The organism is Escherichia sp. KTE114 (assembly GCF_000407765.1).
Taxonomy (GTDB): Bacteria; Pseudomonadota; Gammaproteobacteria; order Enterobacterales; family Enterobacteriaceae; genus Escherichia; species Escherichia ruysiae.
The window spans coordinates 950,708-962,385 of the sequence record NZ_KE136626.1 but is presented as its reverse complement, the minus strand read 5'-3'; the positions used below and the strand labels follow the sequence as shown (position 1 = coordinate 962,385).

Genomic DNA, 11,678 nt, shown 5'->3' with positions numbered 1-11,678 from the left:
TTTATGGGGTGACTGCGTACCTTTTGTATAATGGGTCAGCGACTTATATTCTGTAGCAAGGTTAACCGAATAGGGGAGCCGAAGGGAAACCGAGTCTTAACTGGGCGTTAAGTTGCAGGGTATAGACCCGAAACCCGGTGATCTAGCCATGGGCAGGTTGAAGGTTGGGTAACACTAACTGGAGGACCGAACCGACTAATGTTGAAAAATTAGCGGATGACTTGTGGCTGGGGGTGAAAGGCCAATCAAACCGGGAGATAGCTGGTTCTCCCCGAAAGCTATTTAGGTAGCGCCTCGTGAATTCATCTCCGGGGGTAGAGCACTGTTTCGGCAAGGGGGTCATCCCGACTTACCAACCCGATGCAAACTGCGAATACCGGAGAATGTTATCACGGGAGACACACGGCGGGTGCTAACGTCCGTCGTGAAGAGGGAAACAACCCAGACCGCCAGCTAAGGTCCCAAAGTCATGGTTAAGTGGGAAACGATGTGGGAAGGCCCAGACAGCCAGGATGTTGGCTTAGAAGCAGCCATCATTTAAAGAAAGCGTAATAGCTCACTGGTCGAGTCGGCCTGCGCGGAAGATGTAACGGGGCTAAACCATGCACCGAAGCTGCGGCAGCGACGCTTATGCGTTGTTGGGTAGGGGAGCGTTCTGTAAGCCTGTGAAGGTGGCCTGTGAGGGTTGCTGGAGGTATCAGAAGTGCGAATGCTGACATAAGTAACGATAAAGCGGGTGAAAAGCCCGCTCGCCGGAAGACCAAGGGTTCCTGTCCAACGTTAATCGGGGCAGGGTGAGTCGACCCCTAAGGCGAGGCCGAAAGGCGTAGTCGATGGGAAACAGGTTAATATTCCTGTACTTGGTGTTACTGCGAAGGGGGGACGGAGAAGGCTATGTTGGCCGGGCGACGGTTGTCCCGGTTTAAGCGTGTAGGCTGGTTTTCCAGGCAAATCCGGAAAATCAAGGCTGAGGCGTGATGACGAGGCACTACGGTGCTGAAGCAACAAATGCCCTGCTTCCAGGAAAAGCCTCTAAGCATCAGGTAACATCAAATCGTACCCCAAACCGACACAGGTGGTCAGGTAGAGAATACCAAGGCGCTTGAGAGAACTCGGGTGAAGGAACTAGGCAAAATGGTGCCGTAACTTCGGGAGAAGGCACGCTGATATGTAGGTGAAGCGACTTGCTCGTGGAGCTGAAATCAGTCGAAGATACCAGCTGGCTGCAACTGTTTATTAAAAACACAGCACTGTGCAAACACGAAAGTGGACGTATACGGTGTGACGCCTGCCCGGTGCCGGAAGGTTAATTGATGGGGTCAGCCGCAAGGCGAAGCTCTTGATCGAAGCCCCGGTAAACGGCGGCCGTAACTATAACGGTCCTAAGGTAGCGAAATTCCTTGTCGGGTAAGTTCCGACCTGCACGAATGGCGTAATGATGGCAAGGCTGTCTCCACCCGAGACTCAGTGAAATTGAACTCGCTGTGAAGATGCAGTGTACCCGCGGCAAGACGGAAAGACCCCGTGAACCTTTACTATAGCTTGACACTGAACATTGAGCCTTGATGTGTAGGATAGGTGGGAGGCTTTGAAGCGTGGACGCCAGTCTGCGTGGAGCCGACCTTGAAATACCACCCTTTAATGTTTGATGTTCTAACGTGGACCCGTGATCCGGGTTGCGGACAGTGTCTGGTGGGTAGTTTGACTGGGGCGGTCTCCTCCTAAAGAGTAACGGAGGAGCACGAAGGTTGGCTAATCCTGGTCGGACATCAGGAGGTTAGTGCAATGGCATAAGCCAGCTTGACTGCGAGCGTGACGGCGCGAGCAGGTGCGAAAGCAGGTCATAGTGATCCGGTGGTTCTGAATGGAAGGGCCATCGCTCAACGGATAAAAGGTACTCCGGGGATAACAGGCTGATACCGCCCAAGAGTTCATATCGACGGCGGTGTTTGGCACCTCGATGTCGGCTCATCACATCCTGGGGCTGAAGTAGGTCCCAAGGGTATGGCTGTTCGCCATTTAAAGTGGTACGCGAGCTGGGTTTAGAACGTCGTGAGACAGTTCGGTCCCTATCTGCCGTGGGCGCTGGAGAACTGAGGGGGGCTGCTCCTAGTACGAGAGGACCGGAGTGGACGCATCACTGGTGTTCGGGTTGTCATGCCAATGGCACTGCCCGGTAGCTAAATGCGGAAGAGATAAGTGCTGAAAGCATCTAAGCACGAAACTTGCCCCGAGATGAGTTCTCCCTGACTCCTTGAGAGTCCTGAAGGAACGTTGAAGACGACGACGTTGATAGGCCGGGTGTGTAAGCGCAGCGATGCGTTGAGCTAACCGGTACTAATGAACCGTGAGGCTTAACCTTACAACGCCGAAGGTGTTTTGGCGGATTGAGAGAAGATTTTCAGCCTGATACAGATTAAATCGACAGGTCAGAAGAGGACGTGTTGATAAAACAGAATTTGCCTGGCGGCCGTAGCGCGGTGGTCCCACCTGACCCCATGCCGAACTCAGAAGTGAAACGCCGTAGCGCCGATGGTAGTGTGGGGTCTCCCCATGCGAGAGTAGGGAACTGCCAGGCATCAGATAAAGCGAAAGGCCATCCGGAAGGATGGCCTTTTTGCGCTGGTGAAAACTTCTCCTGTCGTCATATCTACAAGCCATCCCCCCGCAGATACGGTAAACTAGCCTCGTTTTTGCATCAGGAAAGCAGCTATGAACCACTCCTTAAAACCCTGGAACACCTTTGGCATTGATCATAATGCTCAGTACATTGTATGTGCGGAAGACGAACAACAACTACTCAATGCCTGGCAACATGCGACCGCAGAAGGACAGCCTGTTCTTATTCTGGGGGAAGGAAGCAACGTACTTTTCCTGGAAGATTACTGCGGAACAGTGATCATCAACCGAATCAAAGGAATCGAAATTAATGATAAACCTGATGCATGGTATTTACATGTGGGTGCAGGAGAAAACTGGCATCATCTGGTGAAATACACTTTGCAGCAAGGAATGCCCGGTCTGGAAAATCTGGCATTAATTCCTGGTTGTGTCGGCTCATCACCTATCCAGAATATTGGTGCTTATGGCGTAGAATTACAGCGAGTTTGCGCTTATGTTGACTGTGTTGAACTGGCGACAGGCAAGCAAGTGCGCTTAACTGCCAAAGAGTGCCGTTTTGGCTATCGCGACAGTATTTTTAAACATGAATACCAAGATCGCTTCGCCATTGTAGCCGTAGGTCTGCGTCTGCCAAAAGAGTGGCAACCTGTACTGACTTACGGTGACTTAACTCGTCTGGAGCCTTCAACAGTAACGCCACTGCAAGTATTTGATGCAGTATGCCATATGAGAACGACAAAGCTTCCCGATCCAAAAGTGAACGGCAATGCCGGTAGTTTCTTCAAAAATCCTGTTGTATCTGCCGAAACGGCTAACGCGTTGTTGGCACAATTTCCAACGGCACCGAATTACCCTCAGGCGGATGGTTCAGTAAAACTGGCTGCTGGCTGGCTCATCGATCAGTGTCAGCTAAAAGGGACGCAAATTGGTGGGGCTGCGGTACACCGTCAACAGGCGTTAGTTCTCATCAATGAAGGCAATGCAAAAAGCGAAGATGTCGTGCAACTGGCACATCATGTAAGACAGAAAGTTGGTGAAAAATTTAATGTCTGGCTTGAGCCCGAAGTTCGCTTTATTGGTGCATCAGGTGAAGTTAGCGCAGTGGAGACGATTTCATGAAGGATAATACCGTTCCACTGAAATTAATCGCGTTGTTAGCGAATGGCGAATTTCACTCTGGCGAGCAGCTAGGTGAAACGTTAGGAATGAGCCGGGCGGCCATTAATAAACACATTCAGACGCTGCGTGACTGGGGCGTTGAGGTCTTTACCGTTCCGGGTAAAGGATACAGCCTGCCTGAGCCCATTCAGTTACTTAATGCCGAAAAGATATTGAGTCAGCTGGATGGCGGCAGTGTAGCCGTGCTGCCAGTTATTGACTCCACGAATCAGTATCTCCTTGACCGTATCGGAGAGCTTAAATCGGGCGATGCCTGCGTTGCAGAATATCAGCAGGCAGGCCGTGGTCGCCGTGGTCGGAAATGGTTTTCGCCTTTTGGCGCAAACTTATATTTGTCGATGTTCTGGCGTCTGGAACAGGGCCCGGCTGCGGCGATTGGTTTAAGTCTGGTTATCGGTATCGTGATGGCGGAAGTATTACGCAAGCTGGGTGCAGATAAAGTTCGCGTTAAATGGCCTAATGACCTCTATCTGCAGGATCGCAAGCTGGCAGGCATTCTTGTGGAGCTGACTGGCAAAACCGGCGATGCAGCACAAATTGTTATTGGCGCCGGAATCAACATGGCAATGCGTCGGGTTGAAGAGAGTGTCGTTAATCAGGGGTGGATCACGCTACAGGAAGCGGGGATCAATCTCGATCGTAATACGTTGGCGGCCATGCTAATACGTGAATTACGCGCGGCGCTGGAACTCTTCGAGCAAGAAGGATTGGCACCTTATCTTTCGCGCTGGGAAAAGCTGGATAATTTTATTAATCGCCCAGTGAAACTTATCATTGGTGATAAAGAAATATTTGGTATTTCACGCGGAATAGACAAACAGGGCGCTTTATTGCTTGAGCAGGATGGAATAATAAAACCATGGATGGGGGGGGAAATATCCCTGCGTAGTGCAGAAAAATAAGAAAGGGGAGCATTAGCTCCCCTGCAAATTATTTGCGTAGTCTGACTTCTTCTACCGCATGATTAGCACTCTTCGTCAGGATTAAACTGGCGCGCTCGCGAGTGGGTAGAATATTTTGCTTTAAGTTCAGCCAGTTGATCTCTTTCCACAGTGTCATGGCGGTTTTGATCGCTTCTTCCTTAGTTAATTTCGCATAGTTATGGAAATAGGAATCCGGGTCTGTAAAAGCCCCTTCGCGGAATTTCAGGAAGCGGTTGATATACCATGTTTGAAGTAAGTCTTCAGGCGCATCAACATATATCGAAAAATCGACAAAATCAGAAACAAATACATGATGCGGGTCGTGCGGATAATCCATCCCACTTTGTAAGACATTTAGTCCTTCAAGAATTAGGATATCAGGCTGAACAACGGTTTTATCACCATTTGGGATTACATCATAAATAAGATGCGAGTAAACCGGTGCCGTAACGTTTGGTACACCCGATTTGAGATCGGAAACAAACTTCACCAGACGATGCATATCATACGATTCCGGGAAGCCTTTCTTTTTCATCAGCCCGCGTTCTTTAAGCACTTTGTTGGGATGAAGAAAACCATCGGTGGTGATCAGTTCAACACGGCGATGTTCCGGCCAACGGCTTAAAAGCGCCTGTAATACACGGGCGGTTGTACTTTTCCCCACAGCTACACTGCCTGCGATACTGATAATGTAAGGAATGCGTTGTCCGTTAGTGCCAAGAAACTGTTCCAGAACTGCCTGACGGCGCAGATTCGAGCTTATATAGAAGTTCAGCAAACGCGACAAAGGTAAATAGATCTCGGCAACTTCTTCTAACGAGAGATCTTCATTTATACCTTTGAGACGGGCGATCTCATCTTCCGATAACGTCATCGGTACGGAATCACGCAGAGCTGCCCACTGGTTGCGGTCAAACTGTAGGTAAGGCGTCATTAACGTTTGCTCTTTTATACTCATAAGCATGTTTCTGACGGTCATAGCTTTATCGGCAAAGCGATATTTGCCATGGCGCGTCACAGTTCTGTTGAATGGGTTAATGGGCAGGAGGGTAACACCAGATGGGGAGGAATAATAAGAAAAAATCGCTTACGGGAAGCTATCGGTGAAAAGCAATGTGACAGATATTCCATCTGATAAAAAGAATGGTGTTTTAACTGGCGAACATTGTTAAGCAGAACGATGCCGAAAAAATGTGCTAATCTGCTCTTTGTTCGGCTGTTTCTTCATCGCATTGTTTAAAATATGGCCAACAAAACAAATTATGCAATTTTTTAGTTGCATGAGTTCGCATGTCTCCATAGAATGCGCGCTACTTGATGCCGACTTAGCTCAGTAGGTAGAGCAACTGACTTGTAATCAGTAGGTCACCAGTTCGATTCCGGTAGTCGGCACCATCAAGTCCGGTGGGGTTCCCGAGCGGCCAAAGGGAGCAGACTGTAAATCTGCCGTCACAGACTTCGAAGGTTCGAATCCTTCCCCCACCACCAATTTCGGCCACGCGATGGCGTAGCCCGAGACGATAAGTTCGCTTACCGGCTCGAATAAAGAGAGCTTCTCTCGATATTCAGTGCAGAATGAAAATCAGGTAGCCGAGTTCCAGGATGCGGGCATCGTATAATGGCTATTACCTCAGCCTTCCAAGCTGATGATGCGGGTTCGATTCCCGCTGCCCGCTCCAAGATGTGCTGATATAGCTCAGTTGGTAGAGCGCACCCTTGGTAAGGGTGAGGTCGGCAGTTCGAATCTGCCTATCAGCACCACTTCTTTTCTCCTCCCTGTTTTTTCCTTCTGTTTATTGCATTCAACAAGTCGGGCATGTTGCCTGGTTGATGTGGTGATATCACCGATTTATCCGTGTCTTAGAGGGACAATCGATGTCTAAAGAAAAGTTTGAACGTACAAAACCGCACGTTAACGTCGGTACTATCGGCCACGTTGACCATGGTAAAACAACGCTGACCGCTGCAATCACTACCGTACTGGCTAAAACCTACGGCGGTGCTGCTCGCGCATTCGACCAGATCGATAACGCGCCGGAAGAAAAAGCTCGTGGTATCACCATCAACACTTCTCACGTTGAATATGACACCCCGACCCGTCACTACGCACACGTAGACTGCCCGGGGCACGCCGACTATGTTAAAAACATGATCACCGGTGCTGCGCAGATGGACGGCGCGATCCTGGTTGTTGCTGCGACTGACGGCCCGATGCCGCAGACTCGTGAGCACATCCTGCTGGGTCGTCAGGTAGGCGTTCCGTACATCATCGTGTTCCTGAACAAATGCGACATGGTTGATGACGAAGAGCTGCTGGAACTGGTTGAAATGGAAGTTCGTGAACTTCTGTCTCAGTACGATTTCCCGGGCGACGACACTCCGATCGTTCGTGGTTCTGCTCTGAAAGCACTGGAAGGCGACGCAGAGTGGGAAGCGAAAATCCTGGAACTGGCTGGCTTCCTGGATTCTTACATTCCGGAACCAGAGCGTGCGATTGACAAGCCGTTCCTGCTGCCGATCGAAGACGTATTCTCCATCTCCGGTCGTGGTACCGTTGTTACCGGTCGTGTAGAACGCGGTATCATCAAAGTTGGTGAAGAAGTTGAAATCGTTGGTATCAAAGAGACTCAGAAGTCTACCTGTACTGGCGTTGAAATGTTCCGCAAACTGCTGGACGAAGGCCGTGCTGGTGAGAACGTAGGTGTTCTGCTGCGTGGTATCAAACGTGAAGAAATCGAACGTGGTCAGGTACTGGCTAAGCCGGGCACCATCAAGCCGCACACCAAGTTCGAATCTGAAGTGTACATTCTGTCCAAAGATGAAGGCGGCCGTCATACTCCGTTCTTCAAAGGCTACCGTCCGCAGTTCTACTTCCGTACTACTGACGTGACTGGTACCATCGAACTGCCGGAAGGCGTAGAGATGGTAATGCCGGGCGACAACATCAAAATGGTTGTTACCCTGATCCACCCGATCGCGATGGACGATGGTCTGCGTTTCGCAATCCGTGAAGGCGGCCGTACCGTTGGCGCGGGCGTTGTAGCTAAAGTTCTGAGCTAATTGCCGATAACATTTGACGCAATGCGCAATAAAAGGGCATCATTTGATGCCCTTTTTGCACGCTTTCGTACCAGAACCTGGCTCATCAGTGATTTTCTTTGTCATAATCATTGCTGAGACAGGCTCTGTTGAGGGCGTATAATCCGAAAAGCGAATACGCGTTTCGATTTGGTTTGCCTCGCTATCGCGGGGTGAAAATGTTTGTAGAATACTTCTGACAGGTTGGTTTATGAGTGCGAATACCGAAGCTCAAGGAAGCGGGCGCGGCCTGGAAGCGATGAAGTGGGTCGTTGTGGTGGCATTGCTCCTGGTGGCAATCGTCGGCAACTACCTTTATCGCGACATTATGCTGCCGCTGCGTGCGCTGGCCGTAGTAATTCTGATTGCTGCAGCGGGTGGTGTCGCGCTGTTAACGACAAAAGGTAAAGCAACCGTTGCTTTTGCCCGTGAAGCGCGTACCGAAGTCCGTAAGGTCATTTGGCCGACTCGCCAGGAAACATTGCACACCACGCTGATTGTGGCTGCGGTTACCGCAGTAATGTCACTGATCCTGTGGGGACTGGATGGTATTCTGGTTCGCCTGGTATCCTTTATCACTGGCCTGAGGTTCTGAGATGTCTGAAGCTCCTAAAAAGCGCTGGTACGTCGTTCAGGCGTTTTCCGGTTTTGAAGGCCGCGTAGCAACGTCGCTGCGTGAGCATATCAAATTACACAACATGGAAGAGTTGTTTGGCGAAGTCATGGTTCCGACTGAAGAAGTCGTTGAGATCCGTGGCGGTCAGCGTCGCAAAAGCGAACGCAAATTCTTCCCTGGCTACGTCCTCGTTCAGATGGTGATGAACGACGCGAGCTGGCACCTGGTGCGCAGCGTACCGCGTGTGATGGGCTTCATCGGCGGTACTTCCGATCGTCCTGCGCCAATCAGCGATAAAGAAGTTGATGCGATTATGAACCGCCTGCAGCAGGTTGGTGATAAGCCGCGTCCGAAAACGCTGTTTGAGCCGGGTGAAATGGTTCGTGTTAATGATGGTCCGTTCGCTGACTTCAACGGCGTCGTTGAAGAGGTGGATTACGAGAAGTCTCGTCTGAAAGTCTCTGTTTCTATCTTCGGTCGTGCGACCCCGGTAGAGCTGGACTTCAGCCAGGTTGAAAAAGCCTAATCTAGCGATCAAAAAAGCGGCGATTAAATCGTTGCACAAGGCGTGAGATTGGAATACAATTTCGCGCCTTTTGTTTTTATGGGCCTTGCCCGTAAAACTATTTTTTATATCACGGGGAGCCTCTCAGAGGCGTTATTACCCAACTTGAGGAATTTATAATGGCTAAGAAAGTACAAGCCTATGTCAAGCTGCAGGTTGCAGCTGGTATGGCTAACCCGAGTCCGCCAGTAGGTCCGGCTCTGGGTCAGCAGGGCGTAAACATCATGGAATTCTGCAAAGCGTTCAACGCAAAAACTGATTCCATCGAAAAAGGTCTGCCGATTCCGGTAGTTATCACTGTTTACGCTGACCGTTCTTTCACTTTCGTTACCAAGACTCCGCCGGCAGCAGTTCTGCTGAAAAAAGCGGCTGGTATCAAGTCTGGTTCCGGTAAGCCGAACAAAGACAAAGTGGGTAAAATTTCCCGCGCTCAGCTGCAGGAAATCGCGCAGACCAAAGCTGCCGACATGACTGGTGCCGACATTGAAGCGATGACTCGCTCCATCGAAGGTACTGCACGTTCCATGGGCCTGGTAGTGGAGGACTAAGAAATGGCTAAACTGACCAAGCGCATGCGTGTTATCCGCGAGAAAGTTGATGCGACCAAACAGTATGACATCAACGAAGCTATCGCTCTGCTGAAAGAGCTGGCGACTGCTAAATTCGTAGAAAGCGTGGACGTTGCTGTTAACCTCGGCATCGACGCTCGTAAATCTGACCAGAACGTACGTGGTGCAACTGTACTGCCGCACGGTACTGGCCGTTCCGTTCGCGTAGCTGTATTTACCCAGGGCGCAAACGCTGAAGCTGCTAAAGCTGCAGGCGCTGAACTGGTAGGTATGGAAGATCTGGCTGACCAGATCAAGAAAGGCGAAATGAACTTTGACGTTGTTATTGCTTCTCCGGATGCAATGCGCGTTGTTGGCCAACTGGGCCAGGTTCTGGGGCCGCGCGGCCTGATGCCAAACCCGAAAGTGGGTACTGTAACTCCGAACGTTGCTGAAGCGGTTAAAAACGCTAAAGCTGGCCAGGTTCGTTACCGTAACGACAAAAACGGCATCATCCACACCACCATCGGTAAAGTGGACTTTGACGCTGACAAACTGAAAGAAAACCTGGAAGCTCTGCTGGTTGCGCTGAAAAAAGCAAAACCGACTCAGGCGAAAGGCGTGTACATCAAGAAAGTTAGCATCTCCACCACCATGGGTGCAGGTGTTGCAGTTGACCAGGCTGGCCTGAGCGCTTCTGCAAACTAATGCCTTTACGTGGGCGGTGATTTTGTCTACAATCTTACCCCCACGTATGCTAACGAAAGTTAGCAGCTAAAAAGATTTGTTCGTTGGAGCCTGGCCTATCCAGGCCTCCGTCGAAGACCGCAGGAGTTTCGCAAGAAACTTAATCCCCTGCGTAGACGGTGACAGAACGCTAAGATTATTCTTTTATATTCTGGCTTGTTTCTGCTCACCGTAATTAAGACGCTCTCTCCATTTGGAGGAGTGAAGTGAGTTCCAGAGATTTTCTCTGGCAAACATCCAGGAGCAAAGCTAATGGCTTTAAATCTTCAAGACAAACAAGCGATTGTTGCTGAAGTCAGCGAAGTAGCCAAAGGCGCGCTGTCTGCAGTGGTTGCGGATTCCCGTGGCGTGACTGTAGATAAAATGACTGAACTGCGTAAAGCAGGTCGCGAAGCTGGCGTATACATGCGTGTTGTTCGTAACACCCTGCTGCGTCGTGCTGTTGAAGGTACTCCGTTCGAGTGCCTGAAAGACGCGTTTGTTGGTCCGACCCTGATTGCATACTCTATGGAACACCCGGGCGCTGCAGCTCGTCTGTTCAAAGAGTTCGCGAAAGCGAATGCAAAATTTGAGGTCAAAGCCGCTGCCTTTGAAGGTGAGCTGATCCCGGCGTCTCAGATCGACCGCCTGGCAACTCTGCCGACCTACGAAGAAGCAATTGCACGCCTGATGGCAACCATGAAAGAAGCTTCGGCTGGCAAACTGGTTCGTACTCTGGCTGCTGTACGCGATGCGAAAGAAGCTGCTTAATCGCAGTTATCTTTTTAACGCATTCGCTTACGTATAAACTTATTCTGATATTCAGGAACAATTTAAATGTCTATCACTAAAGATCAAATCATTGAAGCAGTTGCAGCTATGTCTGTAATGGACGTTGTAGAACTGATCTCTGCAATGGAAGAAAAATTCGGTGTTTCCGCTGCTGCTGCTGTAGCTGTAGCTGCTGGCCCGGTTGAAGCTGCTGAAGAAAAAACTGAATTCGACGTAATTCTGAAAGCTGCTGGCGCTAACAAAGTTGCTGTTATCAAAGCAGTACGTGGCGCAACTGGCCTGGGTCTGAAAGAAGCTAAAGACCTGGTAGAATCTGCTCCAGCTGCTCTGAAAGAAGGCGTGAGCAAAGATGACGCTGAAGCACTGAAAAAAGCTCTGGAAGAAGCTGGCGCTGAAGTTGAAGTTAAATAAGCCAACCCTTCCGGTTGCAGCCTGAGAAATCAGGCTGATGGCTGGTGACTTTTTAGTCACCAGCCTTTTTGCGCTGTAAGGCGCCAGTAGCGTTTCACACTGTTTGACTACTGCTGTGCCTTTCAATGCTTGTTTCTATCGACGACTTAATATACTGCGACAGGACACCCGTTCTGTGTAAATCGCAATGAAATGGTTTAAGCGTGATAGCAACAGGC

General features: G+C 50.1%; 10 protein-coding genes, 4 tRNA genes and 2 rRNA genes. 15 read left to right on the top strand and 1 reads right to left on the bottom strand.

Translation table 11 applies throughout. The annotated features are described in order from the left end of the window. From WC5_RS23675 to birA, 4 genes are all read left to right on the top strand, one after another. Window positions 1-2,362: ribosomal RNA gene (locus WC5_RS23675) — 23S ribosomal RNA — on the top strand. A gap of 100 nt (window positions 2,363-2,462) precedes the next feature. After that, a 5S ribosomal RNA gene (gene rrf / locus WC5_RS16065) occupies window positions 2,463-2,578 on the top strand. A 134-nt stretch (window positions 2,579-2,712) separates the two neighbouring features. Then, complete coding sequence (murB, locus tag WC5_RS16070) at window positions 2,713-3,741, top strand: UDP-N-acetylmuramate dehydrogenase (protein ID WP_001016700.1); 1,029 nt, start codon at window positions 2,713-2,715, stop codon at window positions 3,739-3,741. Further along, a complete protein-coding gene (birA, locus tag WC5_RS16075; protein ID WP_000654637.1) occupies window positions 3,738-4,703 on the top strand; it encodes a bifunctional biotin--[acetyl-CoA-carboxylase] ligase/biotin operon repressor BirA in 966 nt (321 codons plus the stop codon). The genes murB and birA overlap by 4 nt, the downstream gene beginning before the upstream one ends. Before the next feature lie 28 nt (window positions 4,704-4,731). On the opposite strand, the gene coaA is transcribed toward birA, so the two are convergent. Then, the gene (coaA, locus tag WC5_RS16080; protein WP_000023078.1) at window positions 4,732-5,682 is read right to left on the bottom strand and encodes a type I pantothenate kinase; all 951 of its coding nucleotides are present in this window, start codon (window positions 5,680-5,682) and stop codon (window positions 4,732-4,734) included. Between the two features lie 361 nt (window positions 5,683-6,043). On the opposite strand from coaA, the gene WC5_RS16085 reads away from it, so the two are divergent. The 11 genes from WC5_RS16085 (at window position 6,044) to rplL (ending at window position 11,460) form a co-directional block, all read left to right on the top strand. Then, window positions 6,044-6,119: transfer RNA gene (locus WC5_RS16085), tRNA-Thr, on the top strand. An 8-nt stretch (window positions 6,120-6,127) separates the two neighbouring features. Then, window positions 6,128-6,212, top strand: a tRNA-Tyr gene (locus tag WC5_RS16090). A 116-nt stretch (window positions 6,213-6,328) separates the two neighbouring features. Beyond that, a tRNA-Gly gene (locus WC5_RS16095) sits at window positions 6,329-6,403 on the top strand. A 6-nt stretch (window positions 6,404-6,409) separates the two neighbouring features. Beyond that, window positions 6,410-6,485 (top strand) — tRNA-Thr (locus WC5_RS16100). A 114-nt stretch (window positions 6,486-6,599) separates the two neighbouring features. Continuing rightward, window positions 6,600-7,784 (top strand): elongation factor Tu, encoded by a 1,185-nt coding sequence (gene tuf / locus WC5_RS16105; protein ID WP_000031784.1) that lies wholly within the window; start codon window positions 6,600-6,602, stop codon window positions 7,782-7,784. Between the two features lie 229 nt (window positions 7,785-8,013). Then, window positions 8,014-8,397 carry a preprotein translocase subunit SecE gene (gene secE, locus WC5_RS16110; RefSeq protein WP_001275702.1) on the top strand — a complete coding sequence of 128 codons (384 nt, stop codon included), beginning with the start codon at window positions 8,014-8,016 and terminating at the stop codon, window positions 8,395-8,397. A gap of 1 nt (window position 8,398) precedes the next feature. Beyond that, window positions 8,399-8,944 carry a transcription termination/antitermination protein NusG gene (gene nusG, locus WC5_RS16115; RefSeq protein WP_001287521.1) on the top strand — a complete coding sequence of 182 codons (546 nt, stop codon included), beginning with the start codon at window positions 8,399-8,401 and terminating at the stop codon, window positions 8,942-8,944. A gap of 158 nt (window positions 8,945-9,102) precedes the next feature. Beyond that, window positions 9,103-9,531 carry a 50S ribosomal protein L11 gene (gene rplK, locus WC5_RS16120; protein WP_001085926.1) on the top strand — a complete coding sequence of 143 codons (429 nt, stop codon included), beginning with the start codon at window positions 9,103-9,105 and terminating at the stop codon, window positions 9,529-9,531. Window positions 9,532-9,534: 3 nt separating this feature from the next. Next, on the top strand, window positions 9,535-10,239 hold the full coding sequence (rplA, locus tag WC5_RS16125; RefSeq protein ID WP_001096683.1) for a 50S ribosomal protein L1: 705 nt from the start codon (window positions 9,535-9,537) through the stop codon (window positions 10,237-10,239). 291 nt (window positions 10,240-10,530) lie between these two features. Further along, on the top strand, window positions 10,531-11,028 hold the full coding sequence (gene rplJ, locus WC5_RS16130) for a 50S ribosomal protein L10 (protein WP_001207201.1): 498 nt from the start codon (window positions 10,531-10,533) through the stop codon (window positions 11,026-11,028). Window positions 11,029-11,094: 66 nt separating this feature from the next. After that, window positions 11,095-11,460 (top strand): 50S ribosomal protein L7/L12, encoded by a 366-nt coding sequence (gene rplL, locus WC5_RS16135; protein ID WP_000028878.1) that lies wholly within the window; start codon window positions 11,095-11,097, stop codon window positions 11,458-11,460. Window positions 11,461-11,678: the final 218 nt, after the last annotated feature.

Bases quoted from the DNA above. Each gene is read 5' to 3' on its own strand.
- murB (WP_001016700.1), top strand. From the start codon at position 2,713: ATGAACCACTCCTTAAAACCCTGGAACACCTTTGGCATTGATCATAAT.
- secE (WP_001275702.1), top strand. From the start codon at position 8,014: ATGAGTGCGAATACCGAAGCTCAAGGAAGCGGGCGCGGCCTGGAAGCG.
- rplJ (WP_001207201.1), top strand. From the start codon at position 10,531: ATGGCTTTAAATCTTCAAGACAAACAAGCGATTGTTGCTGAAGTCAGC.
- rplA (WP_001096683.1), top strand. From the start codon at position 9,535: ATGGCTAAACTGACCAAGCGCATGCGTGTTATCCGCGAGAAAGTTGAT.
- rplL (WP_000028878.1), top strand. From the start codon at position 11,095: ATGTCTATCACTAAAGATCAAATCATTGAAGCAGTTGCAGCTATGTCT.
- birA (WP_000654637.1), top strand. From the start codon at position 3,738: ATGAAGGATAATACCGTTCCACTGAAATTAATCGCGTTGTTAGCGAAT.
- tuf (WP_000031784.1), top strand. From the start codon at position 6,600: ATGTCTAAAGAAAAGTTTGAACGTACAAAACCGCACGTTAACGTCGGT.
- rplK (WP_001085926.1), top strand. From the start codon at position 9,103: ATGGCTAAGAAAGTACAAGCCTATGTCAAGCTGCAGGTTGCAGCTGGT.
- coaA (WP_000023078.1), bottom strand. From the start codon at position 5,682: ATGAGTATAAAAGAGCAAACGTTAATGACGCCTTACCTACAGTTTGAC.
- nusG (WP_001287521.1), top strand. From the start codon at position 8,399: ATGTCTGAAGCTCCTAAAAAGCGCTGGTACGTCGTTCAGGCGTTTTCC.